Annotated in this window: 17 protein-coding genes and 1 other annotated feature; of the genes, 16 read left to right on the top strand and 1 reads right to left on the bottom strand. The window is 50.4% G+C overall.

Translation table 11 applies throughout. From position 1 onward, the window contains the following. Window positions 1-131: 131 nt before the first annotated feature. The 14 genes from OHJ21_RS16420 (at window position 132) to OHJ21_RS16355 (ending at window position 18,358) form a co-directional block, all read left to right on the top strand. Entirely contained in the window at window positions 132-1,202 is a 1,071-nt protein-coding gene (locus tag OHJ21_RS16420) for a bifunctional 3-deoxy-7-phosphoheptulonate synthase/chorismate mutase (RefSeq protein ID WP_100538646.1), read from the top strand. Between the two features lie 81 nt (window positions 1,203-1,283). Continuing rightward, window positions 1,284-1,513 (top strand) — a binding site (T-box leader). 102 nt (window positions 1,514-1,615) lie between these two features. After that, entirely contained in the window at window positions 1,616-3,178 is a 1,563-nt protein-coding gene (locus OHJ21_RS16415) for a 2-isopropylmalate synthase (RefSeq protein ID WP_486020561.1), read from the top strand. Window positions 3,179-3,659: 481 nt separating this feature from the next. Next, window positions 3,660-4,823 (top strand): MFS transporter, encoded by a 1,164-nt coding sequence (locus tag OHJ21_RS16410; RefSeq protein ID WP_486020560.1) that lies wholly within the window; start codon window positions 3,660-3,662, stop codon window positions 4,821-4,823. A gap of 205 nt (window positions 4,824-5,028) precedes the next feature. Next, entirely contained in the window at window positions 5,029-5,805 is a 777-nt protein-coding gene (locus OHJ21_RS16405; protein WP_486020559.1) for a MerR family transcriptional regulator, read from the top strand. Then, window positions 5,792-6,706 (top strand): alpha/beta fold hydrolase, encoded by a 915-nt coding sequence (locus OHJ21_RS16400; RefSeq protein WP_486020558.1) that lies wholly within the window; start codon window positions 5,792-5,794, stop codon window positions 6,704-6,706. Before OHJ21_RS16405 ends, OHJ21_RS16400 begins: the two co-directional genes overlap by 14 nt. Window positions 6,707-7,023: 317 nt before the next feature. Then, a complete protein-coding gene (locus tag OHJ21_RS16395; protein WP_486020557.1) occupies window positions 7,024-8,595 on the top strand; it encodes an extracellular solute-binding protein in 1,572 nt (523 codons plus the stop codon). 29 nt (window positions 8,596-8,624) lie between these two features. Beyond that, window positions 8,625-9,839 carry a glucuronate isomerase gene (locus tag OHJ21_RS16390; protein ID WP_486020555.1) on the top strand — a complete coding sequence of 405 codons (1,215 nt, stop codon included), beginning with the start codon at window positions 8,625-8,627 and terminating at the stop codon, window positions 9,837-9,839. Window positions 9,840-9,893: 54 nt separating this feature from the next. Next, window positions 9,894-10,196 (top strand): ArsR/SmtB family transcription factor, encoded by a 303-nt coding sequence (locus tag OHJ21_RS16385; RefSeq protein ID WP_100539494.1) that lies wholly within the window; start codon window positions 9,894-9,896, stop codon window positions 10,194-10,196. Between the two features lie 150 nt (window positions 10,197-10,346). Further along, complete coding sequence (locus OHJ21_RS16380; RefSeq protein WP_486020554.1) at window positions 10,347-11,531, top strand: MFS transporter; 1,185 nt, start codon at window positions 10,347-10,349, stop codon at window positions 11,529-11,531. Window positions 11,532-11,740: 209 nt separating this feature from the next. Then, complete coding sequence (locus OHJ21_RS16375; protein ID WP_326119214.1) at window positions 11,741-12,778, top strand: LacI family DNA-binding transcriptional regulator; 1,038 nt, start codon at window positions 11,741-11,743, stop codon at window positions 12,776-12,778. A gap of 735 nt (window positions 12,779-13,513) precedes the next feature. Then, on the top strand, window positions 13,514-14,473 hold the full coding sequence (locus OHJ21_RS16370; RefSeq protein ID WP_100538638.1) for an ABC transporter permease: 960 nt from the start codon (window positions 13,514-13,516) through the stop codon (window positions 14,471-14,473). A 19-nt stretch (window positions 14,474-14,492) separates the two neighbouring features. Next, on the top strand, window positions 14,493-15,377 hold the full coding sequence (locus OHJ21_RS16365; RefSeq protein ID WP_326114619.1) for a carbohydrate ABC transporter permease: 885 nt from the start codon (window positions 14,493-14,495) through the stop codon (window positions 15,375-15,377). 48 nt (window positions 15,378-15,425) lie between these two features. Further along, window positions 15,426-17,048: an extracellular solute-binding protein gene (locus OHJ21_RS16360; RefSeq protein WP_486020551.1), complete on the top strand. Its 1,623-nt coding sequence runs from the start codon at window positions 15,426-15,428 to the stop codon at window positions 17,046-17,048. 38 nt (window positions 17,049-17,086) lie between these two features. Then, the gene (locus OHJ21_RS16355; protein WP_486020550.1) at window positions 17,087-18,358 is read left to right on the top strand and encodes a Gfo/Idh/MocA family protein; all 1,272 of its coding nucleotides are present in this window, start codon (window positions 17,087-17,089) and stop codon (window positions 18,356-18,358) included. Window positions 18,359-18,450: 92 nt separating this feature from the next. On the opposite strand, the gene OHJ21_RS16350 is transcribed toward OHJ21_RS16355, so the two are convergent. Then, a complete protein-coding gene (locus tag OHJ21_RS16350; RefSeq protein ID WP_100539493.1) occupies window positions 18,451-18,882 on the bottom strand; it encodes an Lrp/AsnC family transcriptional regulator in 432 nt (143 codons plus the stop codon). A 124-nt stretch (window positions 18,883-19,006) separates the two neighbouring features. Between OHJ21_RS16350 and OHJ21_RS16345 the strand changes: the two genes are divergently transcribed. Both OHJ21_RS16345 and OHJ21_RS16340 read left to right on the top strand, forming a co-directional pair. Then, window positions 19,007-19,765 carry an MBL fold metallo-hydrolase gene (locus OHJ21_RS16345; RefSeq protein WP_100538634.1) on the top strand — a complete coding sequence of 253 codons (759 nt, stop codon included), beginning with the start codon at window positions 19,007-19,009 and terminating at the stop codon, window positions 19,763-19,765. Between the two features lie 258 nt (window positions 19,766-20,023). After that, on the top strand, window positions 20,024-20,935 hold the full coding sequence (locus OHJ21_RS16340) for a helix-turn-helix transcriptional regulator (protein WP_486020549.1): 912 nt from the start codon (window positions 20,024-20,026) through the stop codon (window positions 20,933-20,935). Window position 20,936: the final 1 nt, after the last annotated feature.

Raw genomic sequence — 20,936 nt, 5'->3', positions numbered from 1 at the left:
GGTTCAAGTGAGATGTGTTTGCTTTTTTTGGCATATCTAATAAGGGTGGTACCACGACTCCTCGTCCCTTTCCGGGCGGGGGGTCTTTTTGTTTTCATAAACTAGAAAAATAGGTGAGGGAGAGATTTCAGATGAGTCAAGGACGTTTGGAACAATTAAGATCGGAGCTCGATTCCGTTAATCTTCAGCTGCTGGAGCTGTTGTCGGAACGGGCACGGATCGCCCAGGAGATCGGTCAGGAGAAGCAAAAGCAGGGAGTTCCTGATTTTGATCCGGTACGCGAGAAAAAAATGTTGGATACTCTGGTGGAGCATAACCAAGGTCCTTTTGATAATGAAACGGTGCGTCATTTATTTAAACAGATTTTCCAGGCGTCCTTGAAGCTGCAGCAAGTCGATCACAAGAAGCATTTGCTGGTGAGCCGGAAGAAGAAACAGGAAGATACCCTGATTCAACTGGGCAGCACCATCATTGGCGGCGGCACGCCGGTCATGATCGCAGGGCCGTGCTCCGTTGAGAGTTATGAGCAAGTACGCCAGGTTGCGGCTGCCCTTAAGGAAGCAGGCATAACCGTCATGCGCGGCGGCGCGTTCAAACCGAGAACGTCGCCTTACGATTTTCAGGGCTTGGGCATTGAAGGTCTGAAAATTCTGAAGGAAGTGGCGTCCGAGTTCGGGCTGAAGACGATCAGCGAGATCGTGGACCCTGCGCATATCGAGCTTGCGTGCGAATACATTGACGTTATTCAGATCGGTGCGCGGAACATGCAGAACTTTGAGCTGTTAAAAGCGGCGGGCGACGTTCAGACGCCGGTGCTGTTGAAACGCGGTCTTGCGGCTACGATCGATGAGTTCGTGCACGCTGCTGAATACATCGTGTCTCGCGGCAATACGCAGGTGATGCTGATTGAACGCGGCATACGGACGTACGAGAAGGCGACGAGAAACACCTTGGACATCTCGGCGGTGCCGATTCTGAAACAAGAAACGCATCTTCCTGTGCTGGTGGACGTGACCCATTCCACAGGCCGCAAGGACATCCTGGCTCCTTGTGCCAGAGCGGCTCTAGCTGCAGGTGCGGACGGCGTGATGGTCGAAGTTCATCCCGATCCGGCTACGGCGTTGTCCGATGCGGCGCAGCAGCTGAATATTCCGGAATTCCATGATTTCCTGGCGAATGTGAAGAAGTCCGGATTGCTGTAAACCATGCATTCTTTGGCCTCTGGAAGATAAAGGGTTGACAAAACGATTCTCATTCCTTAAGATAGTTATCAAAATTCATATCGAAATGTTTTGATTAGAAATAGTAAAAGCGAAATGACTTTTCAGAGAGCCGTTGGCAGGTGTGAAACGGTAATGTCGTTCCCTTTGAACTCGTCTATGAACAGCTGCCTGATCATGTAGGGTTAGCCGGAGTTCCACCGTTATAGGGATAGATGGTGATGGCCATCGAAGAAGATCATTTTGCATAAAATGAATTAGAGTGGTACCGCGGGTTCAACCCCGCCTCTATACGTAGAGGCGGGGTTTTTTTGTTGGTTAAATTCCGGGTTTAACCAACCCCGCTTGATATAAATCAACGAAATGAACGATCGATTATCGAGGAGGAATATCAAATGGAACGCAACATTATTGTATTGGACACGACTTTGCGCGACGGAGAGCAGGTTCCGGGCGCCAAACTGAACGTACAGCAAAAGATCGAATTTGCACAACAGCTAAAGCGGCTGAACGTCGATATTATCGAAGCGGGTTTTCCCGCGTCTTCGGCAGGGGATTTTCAAGCGGTTCAGGAAATCGCCCGAACCGTGGGAGACAGCGTCTCCATTACTGCGCTTGCACGCGCGGTGAAGGGCGATATCGATGCCGTATATGAAAGCATTAAGCTCGCGCAAAACCCGCTGATTCATATCGTGCTCGGCACCTCGAACATCCATGTGGAGAAGAAATTCAACCGTTCCAAGGATGCCGTGCTTCAGATGGGCGTGGATGCCGTGAAGTACGCCAAAACGCTGCTGCCCCATGTGCAGTATTCGACGGAGGATGCCTCCAGGTCCGATTTTGAATATCTGTGGACAACGATCGAAGCCGTCGTGAAGGCCGGAGCAACAATGATTAACGTGCCGGATACGGTCGGTTACGCCGTTCCGGATGAATTCGGCGAATTGATCCGCAAAATCAACGAGCGCCTGAAGAATCTGAACGATCAGGTTGTCCTCAGCGTTCACTGTCATAACGATCTGGGGCTTGCTACGGCAAATACGCTCAGCGCAGTGAGAAACGGCGCCGAGAAAGTGGAATGCACCATCAACGGTTTGGGGGAGCGCGCAGGCAATACGTCGCTTGAAGAAGTGGTCATGGGGCTGAAGGTCCGGGAGAATCACTTTAAGGCCTCCACCAACATCCGGCTTAAGGAGCTGATCCGAACCTCCCGGCTGCTGACGCATTTGACGGGCCTGGATGTGCAGGTGAACAAGGCGATTACGGGCGAGAACGCATTCGCGCACTCTTCCGGTATTCATCAGGATGGTCTGCTGAAGGATAAGCAGGTTTATGAAATTATGTCGCCGGAGGAAGTCGGCGCCGACAGCATGGAGCTGATCCTGACGGCGCGGTCCGGAAGGCATGCGTTCAAGAATGCGGTGGAGAAGCTGGGCTTCGAGACAGGCGAAGGCGAAGATTTTGAAACGCTGTTTGAGAAATTCCTGCAGCTTGCCGATGCCAAGAAGGAAGTATATGACCATGACGTTTTTTATCTGGTGACCCAGCATCGTACCCATGAAGAAGTCAGCAGTCATCTGTATGAGCTGGATTCGTTCCAGGTCGTGACCAATGATCTGTATCCGACGGCAACCGTGATGCTGAGAAAAGGCAGCGAGACGTTCAGGGACAGCATGGTGGGGGATGGCCCGATCGATGCGCTGTACAGCGCCATGAAAGCGTTGGTCGGTTTGGACGTACAGTTGAAGGATTACAAAATCAACAGTCTGTCCAGGGGAAAAGAGGCTATCGGCCGGGTGAATATCCGAATCGAATATCAAGGCAAAGTCTATTCCGGGCGCGCCATGGATACGGATATCATTAAGGCAAGCGCTTTGGCTTTTCTTAACGGGATTAACGCGGTATTGCTTGATGCCGGCCAGGATGCGCAGGTGCAAGCGTCGGCGATAGAACTATAGTTAATACCGTCATCAGATCGTTGATGGTTGATTCGATACGATAAAGGGAGCTCGGTACGTTTACCAATGGGTAATCAAAGATAACGTAAAGCTGTTGCGGAGCTAAGTACCCCACGCTATTTCTAATGTAGAAGTGGGGTATTTGGCCGTCCGTAAAGGATAACTTTTGGAACAAACAACACTTATTGACCGAACGTTACAAAATATATATAATGAGCTGGAAGCCTTAGGAAAGGAGCCAATCACCGTGAAAAGAGTATACAGGGGCATCTTGTTGCAACCACGAAATGGTACTTTACTATATGTAGTATTGTAGTATTTTAGAGAGGCATGATTTTTTAGATATTTTTGTACTGGATAGTAAAAAAGTTGGTTTTATGTGAAAGCGAAAATCCAGCCATAATAGGGTTGGAGTTATTGCGTTTATTTTTGTACCGAAAGTTACAAAACTATAGAATCATCATGATAGGAGTTGTTCCCATTGCCATTTTCCATTTATATATTAGGTTTAATGATCTTCTCGATGACAACCTCTGAGTTTATGGTAGCAGGCATGATGCCTTCGCTTTCAGCAGAATTCGGCGTTTCGGTTGCAGCCATCGGGTATCTCATTACCGCTTATGCTGTCGGCATGATTATAGGAGGACCGCTGCTGACGGTGGGGCTTTTAAAGGTGCCGCGCAAACAGGCTTTTATGATCTTGGCTGCCATCTTCCTTGTCGGTCAGACGCTGGGCGCTGTCGCGTCCACATATGAAGTAATGATGGCGGCCAGAGTGATCACGGGCATCTCTTCTGCGGCAGCGTTTGGCGTATCGCTTGCGATTTGCTTTTCCCTCGTCGGTCCGGAGTCGCGTGGAAGGGCGGCGTCGATCGTCCTCGGCGGTTTAATGGTGGCAACGGCGATCGGACTTCCGCTGGCGATGTGGATCGAGCAGCTGCTCGGCTGGCGCGCCAGCTTCTGGGCCGTGGTGGTTCTGGTGTCGGTATCCGGTTTGGTAGGGCAGTTTACGATCCCGTCCTTATCCAGACCTGAATCGTCCGGCATCCGGGGAGAGTTTGTCGCCCTAAAGAATCGCCATCTATGGGCTGCTTATGCGACTAGCATGCTGATTATCGGAGCTACCTTTGCCGCATTCAGTTATTTCTCGCCGATCTTAACCGATCTCGCCGGCTTTGGCGCTCGGGCGGTTCCGATCCTGCTTGGCGTTTACGGCGTGGCAACGGTGCTTGGCAACATGGTCACCGGCAGGCTGGCAGATCGATATATGATGCAGATCCTCACCATTGGGTTGGTCGCTCTAGCCGCGGCTTTAGTGGTATTCGGATTATTTGTGCACAGCCAGGCGATCGCTATGATTGCGGTTGTGATCGTTGGTTTGGCGGGTGTGCCCATGAACCCGGCCATGGCGACCCGGGTCACCCGGGTTGCCGATACGGGATCGCTTGTTACGACGGTGCATGGGTCCGTTATCAGCCTCGGCGTTGTCGTTGGATCCTCCATGGGAGGAATGGCGATGGATGCCGGTTATGGCTTGGCATCGCCTCTATGGGTTGGGGCACTGCTGGCTGTTCTCGGCCTGCTGTCCCTGCTGCCAGCCGCGCGAGGTGGAGGAAAAGCACAGCCTTTGTCTTCCGATCAATGATGGATTACCTGAAACCACCAGCACCGATTATAACGGGGACAGGTGGTTTATCGAACAGGGACTCCGAGAACCCTTCCACGACCCACTTGCTCGCATCACCACTAAACGGCAGAAATGCCGTTTTTTTTATTATGAAGAAATAAACGCCCCTGCTTGCACATGACGAAACGTCATGTGTAAGAATAGGATGCAGGAGGTGCGGCAGTTGGAAGAAGAAATGTATACGGTAGGTCGGTTGGCAGAGATATGTGGTACCACCGTCAGAACTTTGCAGCACTACGATAAAATCGGATTGCTTGTGGCGACTCGCAGCGGAGATAAGAACAGCAGATATTATACCGAACATGATTTGGTGAAACTCCAGCAAATTCTATTCTATAAAAATCTGGGATTCACCTTAAAGGAAATACAAGATCAGTGCTTGGCTCTCGGAGCCAAAGGGGATCTTAAGCAGATATTACAGCGTCAAAGCGACGTTCTTTTCAAGAAAGAGATGGAGTTCCGAAGTGACCGGGCCTATATAGATGCGATGGTGGCGAGCCTGGAGACGAATCATCCTATGAACCTGGAGACGATGCTGGGGCTCACTGTGAACAGAAGGAAACATATTTTATTGGATTATCAGGATATGTCGCTTCCACCACAGGCAGCACAGGCTTTCGAAGAGTTTTTTCCGGATCTCGAGACCGCACTCCAAGTATATTGGAAGTGGAAAGAACTGGTTCTGGAGGCATTCTTGCTGACCAACAATGGGATTGACCCTGTCAGCGAAGCTGGATATGTCTTCGGCGAGAAGTGGCATTTCTTTGTTCAAAATGCTACGCAGGACAACGGGGAGATCTTAGACGTTTATCGGGCAGGTTATGCATCAAAGCAAACTTGGCCGCAGGAGGACCGTTTTCTCATGGAACATTGCGATTCTTTTATTGAAGCGGCTCATCAGTCTTTTTTGAAGAAAGGAGAGACAGATGGTGACAAATGATAAGCCTACCGGGCGTTTCCTCACAGAGAAGGGAAAGGCAGAGTTTGAGGCGGCTTATGAAGCTGCCATGAAGTTTCTCCCTCCGCCGCTTGAAACGAAAGATATTGAAACTGCATTTGGCCGTGTACGGATCTATCGATTTACCAAAGAAGAACATAAGGGGAAAGAGCCGCTCCTGCTATTGCCCGGACGCTCGTCATCCACTCCGATGTGGGAGCCGAACCTGCCTGGACTTATGAAGGAACGGCCGGTGTATACTCTCGATCTGCTGGGAGAGCCGGGAATGAGCTGTCAAACACAGCCGATCCGAAATGCTGAGGATCAAGCCAGTTGGTTGAGTGAGGCATTGAGCAAAGTGGATGTAGAAACCGTCCATCTCATAGGCGTTTCCATTGGAGGCTGGACGGCCATGAATCTTGCAAGACACGCTCCATCGAAAGTGGCAACGATCAGTTTATTGGATCCGGTCCTTGTTTTTGCGCCTCTGTCACTTAAAATGATGGCTGCCTCAATTCCTGCATCCGTACCGATCGTTCCCAAGTTTATCAGAGAGAAAATGCTGAGCTACATTTCAGGCGGAGCCAAAGCGGATGACAGTGAACCAATTGCAAGGCTGATAGAGTCGGGTATGGCAAATTATAAGATCAGCCTGCCGACGCCGGATTTGATGAGCGCGGAGGATTTGAAGAACATTCATATCCCCGTATTGGCTCTAATGGCAGAAAAAAGCACAATGCATAACTCGCAAAGAGCGGTGCAGAAAGGCAAAACCCATGTGCCGAATATTCAAATCGAGAACTGGCCTGGCGCCTCGCATGCCATGAATGGCGAGTTTCCGGAAGAGGTGAATGCAAGAATACTTGCTTTTGTTGATCAGCATTCTGATAACGAACTTATCTAGTCAATGACAGACGGCTTTGGCCGTCTTTTTTTATCCTCATAACCCGGTACTTTAAAGAATACATGAACGGGGTGTAGAGAGGTTGTTCTCCTCCCAGCAAACGGACAGCATAGGAAAACACATGCGATCAGAAGAAAGTACATGTTAATTTTCGGGAGTTGGATGTTATTATGAAAGCGCTTTAGGTTTGAGGTGAGACGCTCAGGGGGATAGGGATATTCTGGTTCATAGGGAGATGGGCAGCTCGAAATCCGAGCTGCGATGCAGAAGCGACAAAGGTAAACAATCTGTCAGAAATATGGAAGGAAGCGATGTGGATGAGAAGAAAATGGAGTTTGATTTTGATGAGCGCGCTAATTGCCTTAACCGCGGTCGGCTGTAATGGTGCCAAGGAAGCGGATGGCGGAACCTCCGGTTCTTCCGGCGCTGCCGCTGATGGCAAGCTGTCTTTCACGATGTCCATGGCAACCAGCGGAAACAAACATGCCGAGCGTTCGAAGGACGTAAATGAAGAGAGATGGGTGAAGGAGCTTGAAAAGCTGACCAATACGGATATTGAACTGACCATGCTGCCGCTGAAGGACTTCGACAGCAAAATGACTTTAATGTTTGCCTCTAATGATATTCCTGACGTCGTTCAGAACGTGGGAGGGGCTACAAGCAAGGGCATGTCCGGTTCCGTGGAAGCAGGCGTATTTATGCCGCTTGACGACTTGCTGAAGGAGCATGCTCCGAATTTGATGAAGAGCGTGCCGAAGGAAGCCTGGCAGGAGACAAGCTATGACGGCAAAATTTACGGAATACCGGCATGGCTGTCCAACCCGTCCCGGAGAGGGCTGTATATCCGGACCGATCTGCTGGAAAAGACAGGGCTCCCGGCACCCAAAACGGTGGATGAATTTCTGGACGTGATGCGTGCGATGAAGAAGGAAGGCGTTGAGTTCCCGTATCAAATGCGGGAGAACTTTAAATATGCGGACACGATTCTGGGAGCGTTCGATGTGCTGCCATCCCAGTACGAACTGCAGAACGGGGAGGTCGTTCCCAAGTTCTTCGACGTGGAAAATATGACAAAGGCGCTGGAGACCTATAAGACCATGTACGATGAAGGACTAATTCCTAAGGATTTTGCGACCCTGACCTCCAGTGACTACGGCAAAAACATTGAAAGCGGCAAATCCGGCATGTGGTCCGCCAACGCCCAGCTTCTGTCAGGCTTCCGCGGTAAGCTGAAAAATGCCGTGCCGGACGCCAAGGTTGATATCATTGCATCGCCGCGCGGTCCGGAGAACACTGGAGGCCATTTGCTGTATTCAAGCATAAATACGTCTTACTATATTAACAGTAAGGTCTCAGAAGAGAAGGCCATCGGCATTATCAAGTTTTTTGACTGGATGCTGACGCCGGAGGCAGAGACATATTTCTCGTTCGGCATTGAAGGCGAAACTTTCACCCGGGAGAACGGCGCGATCAAGTTTACGCCGCCATCCACGCCTGAAGCCATGGACGAAGACGGTTTCCGCGGCATGTTCTGGTTCGTCCACGATATGGTGTACAACAAGGCAAAGGAAGAGCTGACCGAGGACGGGCAGGACATGATCAAGTTTATGGATTCGGTAGTCTTCAAGGAAGGGCTGGGGTCGATCCGCTTCTCCCCGGCATTGGAGGCTTATTCCAAATATCCGGACACCGCGCCGCAAGGCGATGACGTGGGGCCAAAGCTGGTTCTTGATCATATGATCAAGATGATCTACGGCAGAGAGCCGATCTCGGATTGGCCGAAAGTGATTGAGGAGTACAAGAAGAAGGGCGGCCTTGAGATTATTAAGGAAGCCACAGACCGCTACAACGAAGGAAAGGGCGTTGTCGTCTCGGAAAACCGGAAATAATCGATTCATGAAGAAAAGGAGATGTTCACATGAGCTTGCATGACAGGAGCGGCAAACAAGCTGTATTCTTCGAGCGAATCATGGGGCTGCCGGTCTTCGATACCCATACCCATCTTATCGGTGACCGGCTTGGTGCAAGGGACTTCTGGGAAATCGCCCATTACTTCTGGTTCTATCGAGAGCTCCAAGCCGGTGGCTACCCGGATGAGGCCGATAAATTGCCTGAGGAGCAGCGAATTGCAGCTTTTCTAAAAGCCTATCGATCAACGAGAAGCACGCTGATGAACTGGGTATTCACCTCCATTATGCGTGAATTATACGGAGTCATCATCAAGGATGAACATTCGGTGCGGGAAGCCATGGCTCGCGTTCAGCATACATCCGCCGAACAAGGCTGGGCACAGCAAACGGCAGACCGGATGAATATCCGCCGGTTTGTCGTGAATCATCCGGAACATGCGGCGTTTCAAGGCATGCGGGACGATGCCGTATTGATCCCCCGGATTGACGGAGTGCTGGGTCCATGGGTTGACCGGATCGTGCAATCTAATGATCTGGCCAGGACATTTCTGGATGTGGGAGGCGAGATTGACTTGCTGCTCGGCGAATTTCGCGAAGCTGGTCTCCCGGGCATCATGACAACGCTGCCGCGGTATGAATCGAGCTCGCACATCCGTAAGGAAATTGGGCCGGCAAGCGGGCGTGACGACATTCTAATGGAGCTGCTGCACGTCCTATGTGGTGCTGCGGCTCGGAACGGCCTGCTCGTTCAGTTGTTTTTGGGAGTGGAGAGATCATGGTGCGGTGCGGCGTTCCCTGCCAATGATACAGAGCGGATTCTAAAGCTGACTGCTTTGTTTGAGTCGTACCGTTGTGAATTTGAGCTTGTGCTTGCATCGGAGCTGAACAATCTCGATGCGGTGCAGGCAGCCTGGAATTTCCCGAACGTTCATGTCGGCGGCATGTGGTGGTTCAATTTCCGAGCGAGCACCTACCGGGACAGCATGCAGTACCGTCTGGAGGCACTCCCGGCAAGCAAGAGCTCGATTATCGTCTCGGATGCCCGCTCTATGGAATGGAGTTACGGCAAGATTTTGCTTGTGAAGAAGCTGGCCGCCGAATTTCTGTGGGAGCGGGTCCTATCTGGCTGGATCGACGAGGAGACGGCACTGCATACGGCAAATGAATGGTTCTACGCGAGTGCCATGAGACGCTATGGCATTCGTTCGGAGGATCATGACTGAGGAAAATAAGGAAAATAGTTTGACATATCGATAATTCTCGATATAATGATACGTATGAAACCAATCGAAGTGTTTAAAGCATTGTCCAATGAATCGAGGCTTGAAATATTGCAGTGGCTCAAGGAACCGGAACAACATTTTACGCCCCATGAAGGGATTGATATGAGGAAAGTCGGGGTATGCGTAAGCCAGGTGACCGAGAAACTGAATATGACGCAGTCCACCGCATCGCAATATTTAGCGATTCTACATCGGGCAGGTCTGATCAAGACAGAGCGGCTTGGGAAATTCACGTATTATACGCGGGATGAAGAGGTTATCCGGGAAATCGGAGAGTATTTGAAGCAGGAGATATAGCGCAGGCACTGAATGATTCCTTAAGAAATAAGGAGTATTCAGTCTTGCTCCGCAATTCACATCTACATATTGCGATATGTATTTTTATTGGTTTAATATATCGACAATTCGCGATATATAAATATTAAATAAAGGAGTGTAATTCATATTATGACGGGTGCTTGGAAGATTTATTTTTTGGCTATCGTTAGTTTTTTAGTAGGAACGTCGGAGTATATTATATCGGGAGTTTTGGATAAAATTGCAGATTCGTTAGGGATTACAATAACCGCTGCTGGTCAGCTAATCACGATTTTCTCATTGGTCTATGCGATCTTGACCCCCATTCTTATGGCGCTAACCGCTAAAGTGGAGAGACGGAAGCTGTTGGTTTATTCATTAGGCATTTTTGTGATTGCGAATCTACTGTCATTTGCCCTTCCGGGGTATGTTCCATTTGTGATTGCGCGCGTTATGATGGCGGTGGGCGCAGGGATGGTAGTTGTAACTGCACTCGGGATTGCCGCCAAAATCGCGCCGCCGGGCAAACAGGCGAGTTCGATCGCTACGGTCATCATGGGCTTCACGGCTTCCCTGATCATTGGCGTCCCCCTCGGCCGTGTCGTAGCTGCTGCTTTTGGATGGAAATCAGTGTTCGGTTTCATTGCCATTCTGGGGGTTGTTTCCATGATTGTGCTGCATAAGGCGATTCCGAAAACAAAAGGAGATGCTCCCGTACCGCTGCTCCAGCAATTCGCGCTGCTCAAGAAGCCTAAAGTTGCACTCGGTTTGGCGATCACGTTCTTCTGGCTGGGCGGGTATTCCATTGCCTATACGTACCTGTCTCCTTACCTTCTTCTTGTTAGCGGCCTGAACGAAGGTCTGATTAGTGCAGCACTGTTTGCCTTTGGCATTGCCAGCCTCATTGGCTCCAAGTTCGGTGGATTCAGTACGGATCGATGGGGAGTACCGCTTACTTTATCCGGTGGCATGATTCTGCATATTCTCGCGCTAATCGTTCTGACTTTTACCCAAGCAGCCGTATCTGTCATTCTCGTGTTTGCGATTCTTGTTATATGGTCGTTATCTGCCTGGTCTTCCGGTCCGACGCAGCAGTATAACCTCGTCCAGCTGGAGCCGAATTCATCCGGGGTTATGCTGGGCCTGAACCAGTCCGTGATGCAGCTCGCCATGGCTGCGGGCGCAGGCATCGGAGGGGTTGCCGTCGAGCAATGGTCCTTGTCATCCATTACCTGGATCGGTGCCGGGGGCGTTGCCATAGCCATGATAGTGTCGTTTGTTCTTTTCCGATTAGGGAAGCAGGAGAGCGCGGCGCGCGCCCCATTGGAAGCTTAATGGGATAACCGCTGGCAACGGCTACGCTGTGACGGAGCCTGATATGCTGCATCTTTAACACGGTCTGAAAACGAAAGAATCCATAAGACATCGCCCTTCTCCAGCGAAGAACCGGACATCAATTTGACGCCCCGAAATGAGAAAGTTTATGCTATGATCAATGGATGGCGGAAAATTTGGTTCCAAATTTTGCGAAGGAGGAGATGCGATTGGCTAAGCTTAAAGATATCGCCGAACGGGTCGGGGTATCCATATCTACGGTTTCGCGGGCCATCAGCAATGATGCAAGCCGTCCGGTCAACGAGGATACTAAGCAGAAGATCCGGCAAGCGGCGCTTGATCTTGGTTATAAACTACCTGAGCCATCCCAAAGCGTGCATGTTAACGGCATGGCCGATAAGCGGGTTGTCTGTGTCGTTCCCCAAAACCTGATGGACGACCACCCGTATTTCTCAACGGTTCTTGCCGGTTTCCATAAAAAAATGGAGGAACTCGGACAGCCCCCGGCAATCGTTCGTACATGCGAGGAAGTCGGCGATGCGGACAAAATACGCCACATGCTGAGGGAGACAGGCGCTCAGGGGATTGTAGCGGTCAGTTGGTACGACAAGGAGCTGTTTGAACTGATACAGCAGGCCGGGGTTGCCATCATGGGCGTGAGTTTGAATGATGACCGGCTGACCGTGCCGGTTGTAGACTGTGACCGGATTTTATCAGCAAGGGCAGCCGTACGCCACCTGATTGACCAGGGACACACGCGAATCGCTTATATCGGGGGCCCTGCGTATTCCAAGCAGATGGAGAGCGAAGAACGGTATGTCGGATATAAATTCGCGATGCTGGAAGCCAACCTGGAAGTGCGCGAGGAGTGGCTGATGAATACCGGATGGAATGTGGATCGGAGCTTCAGCAAGATGTCCGAGTTATTGGGGGGGCTTCCCAAAGAGTTATGGCCAACGGCTGTTTTTTGTGCCAGCGACATGCTTGCCATTCCGGCCATGCGTGCCGTTGTCGAGAATCGAGGGCGCATACCGGAAGATATCGCGATCGTGGGGATGGATAATATTGATGTAGCCCAATATACAACGCCCCCGTTAACCTCCGTCTCCGTACCGAAGTACGAAATCGGCAGGGTCGCTGCCAAATCCATCGTGGATTATTTGGACGGGCACTTCAAGGTGGCAACCAAAATATTACTGCCATGCTCATTGATTGTTCGGGAGTCCTCCAGTTTTACTAGAGAATGAATTTAACTACCGCATCATGTATGATTAGTTGACATATAATATAAAAGAGGATCGTCGAACAGCTGCCGGCTTGAAATCAGGCAGCTGTTTTTTACGATTTTTCACCCAAATATCAATATTTTTGTGCCAAAATAGTCCAAAAAAATGTTTGACAATGCCATATCGCTATATTATCATGAGTGCAAATCAATGAAATATTTGGAATGAGATTTCTGGTTTAGGAATTCGAAAAAAAGTACTCTTCGTTTCATTTCACCCTATTATTGATTGCGTTTTCATCCCTTTTATATAAAGAAATTTTAATAATATATTAATTCCTCTCATTCATGAATTAGGCCCTTCGCATTGTCTGCGTGATGCCTTTCGTGTATCAATATTTATCCAAATATAATCCAAAATAAAGGGAATTATATCCAAAATGAATCCAAAGAAGTGAAATAATACCTGACTTATTCGGGTTTTATTTATATCATGATTTGGCGTTACTATACCTAACATATTGGGCGCCACAATAACCGTATTGACTTATGGATAGCTGAGGTGGTGGTAGCTTAGTCATATGACGGATTGCAGAGAAAAGGAGGGAAATCATAAACGAGTACTTTCCAAGCTCCATGCATGTGAATTGGAACTGATCCGCTGAATAAGCGGATACCCCGTGTTTTGATGGCATGTCAAGATGGCTTTGCTAGGATTAAGAGGTTAACCCAATCCATACATACGAGGTGATGCTCATTGGCTAATACGACCCTGCAGCCCGCAGCAATCGAGGTACCTGAAACGAAACGTAAGCGCTTACTGTGGAATCGTGTTTTACGCAATTGGCAGCTTTATGCCCTGATTTCACCGGTCATCGCCTATTACATCCTGTTCCAGTATGTTCCGATGTACGGCATCCAGATCGCCTTTAAGGACTTTATAGCAACGCAAGGGATATGGGGCAGTCCGTGGGTCGGCTTTGAGCATTTCGATCGCTTTTTCAACAGTTATTATTTCTGGCGCCTGATCAAGAACACACTGGGCATCGGGTTATACAGCCTTGCTGTCGGTTTTCCGATCCCGATTATTCTGGCTTTGCTCATGAACGAGGTTCGGGCTGAACGTTTCAAGAAATTCGTGCAGACCATCACGTATGCTCCTCACTTTCTATCTACCGTGGTCGTTGTCGGCATGATGATGATTTTCCTATCGCCCCGCTACGGCATCATCAATCATTTTATTGAAATGTTCGGCGGTCAGCCGATCAATTTCATGACGGAGCCTTCCTGGTTCAAATCCCTGTACGTTCTGTCGGATGTATGGCAGACCATGGGCTGGAGCTCCATTATCTATTTAGCAGCCCTTGCCGGCATAGACAGCCAGCTGCACGAAGCCGCACGTGTCGATGGTGCGACCAGGCTTCAGCGCATATGGCATATTAACATCCCAGGCATTATGCCAACGATCATCATCCTCTTGATCCTGAACATGGGCAGCATTATGGGCATCGGGTTTGAGAAGGTGCTCCTGATGCAAAACAACCTGAATATGGAGAGCTCCGACATTATTGCCACCTATGTCTACCGAATGGGGATTCAGAATGCCGAGTACAGTTTCTCCGCAGCCATCGGATTGTTTAATTCCGTCATCAATTTTGTCCTGCTGGTTGCCGTGAACTTTATTTCAAAGCGCGTGAGCGAGACCAGTCTTTGGTAAAGAGGGGAGCGAAAGAGCCATGCAAATCGAAACCAGAGGGGACCGCATGTTTAATGTTATCAACTATACGATTCTGATCCTGGTTACCATCATTGTTATGTACCCGCTGGTCTTTGTGCTCAGCGCATCGTTTAGCGACCCGCAGGCGGTTCTGAGGGGCGAGATGCTGCTGTGGCCCAAGGGAGTCAACCTGAATTCCTATGTGAAAATATTTCAGAACAAGGATATCATCAGCGGCTTTACCAACACGCTGGTGTATACATCGCTGGGCACGTTCATTAATCTCACGATGACCATCCTTGCGGCCTATCCGCTGTCGCGGAAGGATTTTGTCGGCCGAAATGCCATCATGGCGCTGCTGGTCTTCACGATGTTTTTCAGCGGAGGACTCATTCCGACGTATTTGCTGATCAAGAACCTCGGCATGCTGAATACGCTCTGGGTCATGATTATCCCGAATGCCGTATCGATCTGGAACATCATCATTATGCGTACCTTCTTTCAGCAGTCCATACCCGGCGAACTGCAGGAGGCCGCGACGATCGATGGATGCTCGAACATTAAAATTTTGACCCGGATCATACTGCCGCTGTCCATGCCGATTATCGCGGTGACCATTTTGTTCTATGCGGTCGGTCATTGGAATGCGTTCTTCAATGCACTTCTGTATTTATCGGATAAAGATAAATTTCCGCTGCAGCTCATCCTGCGCGAAATTCTGATTCAGGGGCAAACGAACGACATGGTCAAAATGTCGACCGAATCGGCGATCAAGCAGCAAAGGGAAGTGGAGGGCATAAAGTACGCGGTGCTGGTCGTGGCTAATATTCCCGTGCTGGTGCTCTATCCGTTCCTGCAGCGGTATTTTGTCAAAGGCGTGATGATTGGGGCCATCAAAGGATAATTCCTTGTATGGATAGATGGATGGAACATGAAAAGGGGAGGATTACGGATGAAGCTGAAGCAATGGGGAAGTCTTCTGTTGACCTGCATGTTGTCGGTATCGCTGGCGGTGGGCTGCAGTTCGAAAGGTTCGGGAGGAACGGCTGAATCGGACTCCGCGGGTGAAGGGAAAACAGCGATGAATGAGACCGGGTTTCCGATTGTCAGTGACAAGATGACGGTGACCGGATTTGCCGGAAAGTTCTTTGCCAACGCCGACTGGAACAACATCAAGCTGTGGCAGGAATATGAGAAAATGACCAATATTCAGGTACAGTGGGACACGGTGCACAAAGACAACTTGGCGGAAAAACGGAATTTGCTGCTCGCCGGCGGCGATTATCCGGAGATGTTCTATGCTTCCGCATTCCCGAGGGCAGATTTGCTGAAATACGGCAAGCAGGGCGCTTTTATCCCGCTGAATGACCTAATTGACCAATATGCGCCGAATTTCAAGGCATTGATGGAGAAGTATCCGGTCATTGAGAAGGGGATTACGATGCCCGATGGCAACATTTACGGGCTGCCGACGCTGTATGATCCGGAGTTCCGGTCCGTGCTGTACGGAACGCCGTGGGTGAAGTCGGAGTGGCTGACCAAGCTTGGCCTTCAAGAGCCGCAGACGCTGGATGAATTCTACGATATGTTGAAGGCGTTCAAGGAGAAGGATCCGAACGGCAACGGCCAGAAGGATGAATATGCCTGGGGTGGTGTGGGAACCGCAGGCATTGTCAACTATTTGCGCGGTTCGTTCGGCCTCAATTATCACGGAACCTCGAACATTAACGTGGATACCGATCCGGCGAGCGGAAAGGTCCGGTTCATTCCGACGGATCCAAGATACAAGGAACTGCTTCAGTTCGTGAACAAGCTTTACAAGGACGGCCTGCTGGAGCAGGATATCATGTCCGTGAAGAGCACGGAGGTGGACGCCAAAGGCGTAGAGGGTCTTCTCGGCGTGGTTGATAATGTGGACCCGGTCGCCATCTACAACCAGGAGGGTTACGTAGGACTTCCGGTATTGAAGGGGCCGCACGGCGATCAGATGTTCAGCGCCACAGGCTCTCCGCTGGGGAACATCGGGATGTTTGTCCTGACCGATAAAGCGAAGAATCCGGCAGCGCTGATCCGCTGGATGGATTACTTCTACAGCGACGAAGGCATCCGCATGTTCTTCATGGGCTGGGAAGACGAAACGTATAAGGAAGATGCAGAAGGCAATGTGGATTACGTGGACGAGATCAAGAACAATCCGGACGGCCTCAATCTGGACCAGGCGGTAGGGCAGTATCTAATATGGCCTGGCGGATATTATCCGGGCTTCGTGACACAGAAGTATTTCAAGGGAGCGGAAGGTCTGCAGACGTCCGTAGAGAACGCAAAAAAAGCCGAGCCATACGTCATCCCTCAAGACAAGGTTTGGCCGCCGTTTAATTTTACGGCCGATGAGCAGTCCGAGCTTACCGGTATCCAGACCGACATTCACACGTACGTGGATGAGATGCGGGATAAATTCATAGCCGGCAACGAGTCCTTTGAGAACTGGGATCAATATGTAGCTAACCTGCAGAAGATGGGGTCGGAGCGCTATCTGGCCATTTACCAGTCCGCGGCAGACCGATATACCGAATAAATGCGAGTACCAGAACCTAAAAGAAGGAGCGACATGATATGACACAATTGAAAGCCATATTGATCGGGGCAGGCGCGCGCGGCGCCGGGGGTTACGCCCCCTATGCCCTGGATTACCCGCATGAGCTGACCTTCGTGGCTGTAGCCGAGGCCGATCCGGCGCGGCGCATCGGTTTTGCCGAGAAGCATGGAATCCCGCCGGAGCGGTGTTATGAATCCTGGGAGCCGCTGCTGGCAGAGCCCCAGCTTGCCGATATCGCCGTCATCTGTACGCAGGACCGCATGCACTATGGTCCAACCATGAAGGCTTTGGAGAAGCAGTATCACGTGCTTCTGGAGAAGCCGATGTCTCCGGAACCGAAGGAATGTCTAGAGATGGAGCAGGCTGCTATACGTAACAACAGGCTTTTGACCATATGCCACGTGCTGAGATATACCCCTTTTTGGAGTACCATCAAACGCGTGCTTCAGGAAGGGACGATCGGCGAGGTGGCTTCGATCCAACTGAACGAGAATGTGGGATATTGGCATATTGCCCACAGCTTTGTGCGGGGGAATTGGAATAACTCCGACAAGGCAAGCCCGATGATACTGGCCAAATCCTGCCATGATATGGATGTGCTGTCGTGGTTGATGGACCGTCCTTGCACGCAGGTCACTTCGTTTGGCTCTCTGATGCATTTCCGTGAGGAGCAGGCCCCCGAAGGTGCGGCCGACCGCTGCCTTGATTGCCAGGTGGAACCAACCTGTCCATATTCGGCACCCCGGTTTTACTTGAGCGATCAATACAAGGGATGGGCGGGGCATTTCACCCAGGAGCTGACCAAGCCGAATATCATCCAAGGGCTTCGCGATACGGACTATGGCCGCTGCGTCTATCGGAGCGATAACAACGTGGTCGATCATCAGGTCGTCAATATGGAGTTTGAGGGCGGCGCCACCGCGATGTTCAGCATGTGCGGATTTACGTATGAACAGGAGCGCAGAATTCAGATCATGGGCACCCGCGGCGAGCTTCGGGGAGAGGAAGGCAAGATTACGGTTTACGATTTTCTGACCGGACAGAAAACGGAGATTACCATTCCTTCACAGTCCAGCGGACATGGCGGGGGCGACAGCGGAATTGTGTCCAGCTTCTTGAGAGAGGTTCGGAGCTATAATGGACAGGAGAGCCTGACGTCGGCCAGTGCCTCCGTACGAAGCCACCTTATTGCGTTCGCGGCAGAGAAATCGAGGCTGAATCACGGCCAATCCATCAATTTGAACGAATATGCGCAGGAATTGATGGCGGAAGAAAACGCGGTGAAATAAATGGAATTATATTAAAAATACATCATGTGAAAAATTCATAATAGATAACAAGAAGAAACCGCCGATCTCGTAGATCCGCGGCTTCTTCTTTTTTATTTCACCTGATCAATGGACAGGCTGACTTTATAATTCCCATACTTCAGAAGCTCTTCCAGAAAATCATTCAATTCCTTGGGCGAGCCCGCCCGTACCCTGAGCCAATAACAGCCCTCACCGCTGACGCGGTGGGTTTCGGCGACCATGTCGTGGGACTGAACAAAGGATAAGAAGGGAGAATGAGCCGTATTTAACGCCAAGAACATGGTGATAAAAGCATGTACGGCCAGACCGATTTTGTCCGGGTTCCAACGAAGCGTAAAGCCTTCGATGACACCCAGATCCTGCAGCTTACGAACACGGGCCCCGACAGCTTGTCCCGTCAAATGCACCCGCTCTCCGATGGCTTTGTGGGACAGGCTCGCATCCTCCAGCAGGTGATGTAATATGCGAAGATCGACTTCGTCGAGTTCATGAGCGCTTGGCATGGTCATATCCTTTCACGATGAAAGTGAGTCCCCCTAATACCTTTCACGAAGCTGTAGGCGGGAAGTTCAGCGTTCTCTATAATGGGTTCAGAACCATATTAAATGAAACAAAGGGGAAATGAAAGTGAAACTTCAACTGATACGTAATGCTACGTTAAGAATACAGTACGCCCATCTTGAACTGCTGGTCGATCCGATGTTTAGCGAGGCCAAGGCGAACCCGCCGGTCATCAACTCCGCGAATGACAGACGGAATCCGCTTGTACCGCTGCCGTTCTCCGTGACTGACAAGGTCCATCCGGATGTGGTGCTGGTTACGCATCTGCACCAGGATCACTGGGATCAAGCTGCGATTGATGCACTGCCAAAGACGAAGCCGATCCTGTGTCAACCGGGGGACGAGGATACCTTGGTTTCGCAAGGCTTTACGTCCGTGACGGCAGTCCAGGAAACCCTGGAATATGAGGGGGTTACGATAATCCGAACCGGTGGTCATCATGGCACGGGTGAGATCGGTCAGATGATGGGACAGGTATCCGGTTTTATTTTGAAAGCAGAAGGACAGCCGACCCTGTATATAGCAGGAGATACCATCTGGTGTGATGAAGTGAAAGAAGTTTTGGATGTCCACAAGCCTGATATGACGGTTGTCAACGCCGGCGGTGCCCGGTTTCTCACTGGAGACCCGATTATCATGGATGAGGACGATGTGATCGAACTGCTGCGTCATGCTCCCTACACGAAGGCGGTTGCGGTCCATATGGAAGCCATCAACCACTGCCTTGTGACAAGAGAGGAGCTGTCCGGTCGTCTGGCAGCGGAAGGTCTGCGCGATCAAATTGAAATTCCGCAGGATGGTGAATGGGTCGAATGGAAAGTGTAATACGCAACAGCTCGGCACAGCAGCGGGAAAGGCTGCTGTCAGCCGCTGGTTTCTGTAGTAGTGGGACTGTCTGAACATGATATAATCTATGCAGGAAGCTCCGTGATGCGGAGCTTTTTTGTTGTCCCACCTCATCTACTGCTTTTCATCAAAAATAATCCAGGAACGATATGTAATCCTGACATACTAGATGTCAGGATTTATGTTTTAATATTCGATTCAGAAGTCAAAAAGTACGAAGCGCGAGGAGTGTTATCGATGAAGCTCGACCGGCTGCTAGGCATTACGATGGAATTGTTGACCAAAAAAAGAGTGACGGCCACGGCGCTTGCCGCCCGGTATGAGGTCTCGGTTCGTACGATCTACCGCGATGTGGACCTCATTAATCAGGCTGGCATTCCGGTTGCTTCCTATCCCGGTGCGGATGGCGGGTTTGAATTAATGAACGGGTTCTATCTGACAAGGCAGCACTTCTCCGTTGATGACTTTTTGGCCATCTACAATCTTTTAAAGGGCATCGAAGGGACTGTGAAGGGGAGATACACCAGCATTATGAATAAGCTCGGAACCTTGCAGCCTGCCCTGTTGAACGGAGGATGTCATGAACAACTCCTATTCGATATGAGCACGTCGAAGCATGAGCGGGCATGGGTTCAGCCCATTCTGAATGCCATGGAATGCTCGAACCTGATAACACTTCAGTATACGAGTACATCCGGCAGCTGCTCGGAGCGGCAAGTGGAGCCGCTGCAGCTATACTGGGAACAAGGCGTGTGGTATTTGGAGGCTTACTGCTTGTTAAAGCAGGCGAAACGAATCTTCAGAGTATCGCGCATATCCAGTCTTGAAGTATCCACCGACACGTTCCTCCCAAGAGGTAACCTGGAGCGGGAGGATCGGGAGGCGGTGCAGGGGATACAGGCTCATCTCCGCTTCGATTCATCCGCCGGACCGCGGGTGACCGAGCAATTTCCGGAGGCCTTCATCTCCGGCGAGGGACTTCTTGATGTCCAAACTATTTTTTACACCAAAGCTTATGCCATCTCGGTGATCTTAAGCTACGGTTCAAAGGTGGAGATCATCTCCCCGCCGGAGCTGAAAGAAGATCTGCTGCAGGAGATGGAGGAAATCCGTAAACGTTATGTAATGATGAACAATCCAAAAATATGAA

Origin of the sequence: Virgibacillus sp. LDC1 (assembly GCF_025792345.1) — a bacterium.
Classification (GTDB): Bacteria; Bacillota; Bacilli; order Paenibacillales; family Paenibacillaceae; genus Paenibacillus_AQ; species Paenibacillus_AQ lautus.
This window is presented reverse-complemented; position numbering and strand designations above follow the sequence as displayed.

Excerpts from the sequence above, each read along its gene's own strand:
- OHJ21_RS16415 (WP_486020561.1), top strand. The coding sequence starts at position 1,616 with ATGGAACGCAACATTATTGTATTGGACACGACTTTGCGCGACGGAGAG.
- OHJ21_RS16380 (WP_486020554.1), top strand. The coding sequence starts at position 10,347 with ATGACGGGTGCTTGGAAGATTTATTTTTTGGCTATCGTTAGTTTTTTA.
- OHJ21_RS16420 (WP_100538646.1), top strand. The coding sequence starts at position 132 with ATGAGTCAAGGACGTTTGGAACAATTAAGATCGGAGCTCGATTCCGTT.
- OHJ21_RS16360 (WP_486020551.1), top strand. The coding sequence starts at position 15,426 with ATGAAGCTGAAGCAATGGGGAAGTCTTCTGTTGACCTGCATGTTGTCG.
- OHJ21_RS16350 (WP_100539493.1), bottom strand. The coding sequence starts at position 18,882 with ATGCCAAGCGCTCATGAACTCGACGAAGTCGATCTTCGCATATTACAT.
- OHJ21_RS16385 (WP_100539494.1), top strand. The coding sequence starts at position 9,894 with ATGAAACCAATCGAAGTGTTTAAAGCATTGTCCAATGAATCGAGGCTT.
- OHJ21_RS16400 (WP_486020558.1), top strand. The coding sequence starts at position 5,792 with ATGGTGACAAATGATAAGCCTACCGGGCGTTTCCTCACAGAGAAGGGA.
- OHJ21_RS16355 (WP_486020550.1), top strand. The coding sequence starts at position 17,087 with ATGACACAATTGAAAGCCATATTGATCGGGGCAGGCGCGCGCGGCGCC.
- OHJ21_RS16365 (WP_326114619.1), top strand. The coding sequence starts at position 14,493 with ATGCAAATCGAAACCAGAGGGGACCGCATGTTTAATGTTATCAACTAT.
- OHJ21_RS16340 (WP_486020549.1), top strand. The coding sequence starts at position 20,024 with ATGAAGCTCGACCGGCTGCTAGGCATTACGATGGAATTGTTGACCAAA.
- OHJ21_RS16390 (WP_486020555.1), top strand. The coding sequence starts at position 8,625 with ATGAGCTTGCATGACAGGAGCGGCAAACAAGCTGTATTCTTCGAGCGA.
- OHJ21_RS16395 (WP_486020557.1), top strand. The coding sequence starts at position 7,024 with ATGAGAAGAAAATGGAGTTTGATTTTGATGAGCGCGCTAATTGCCTTA.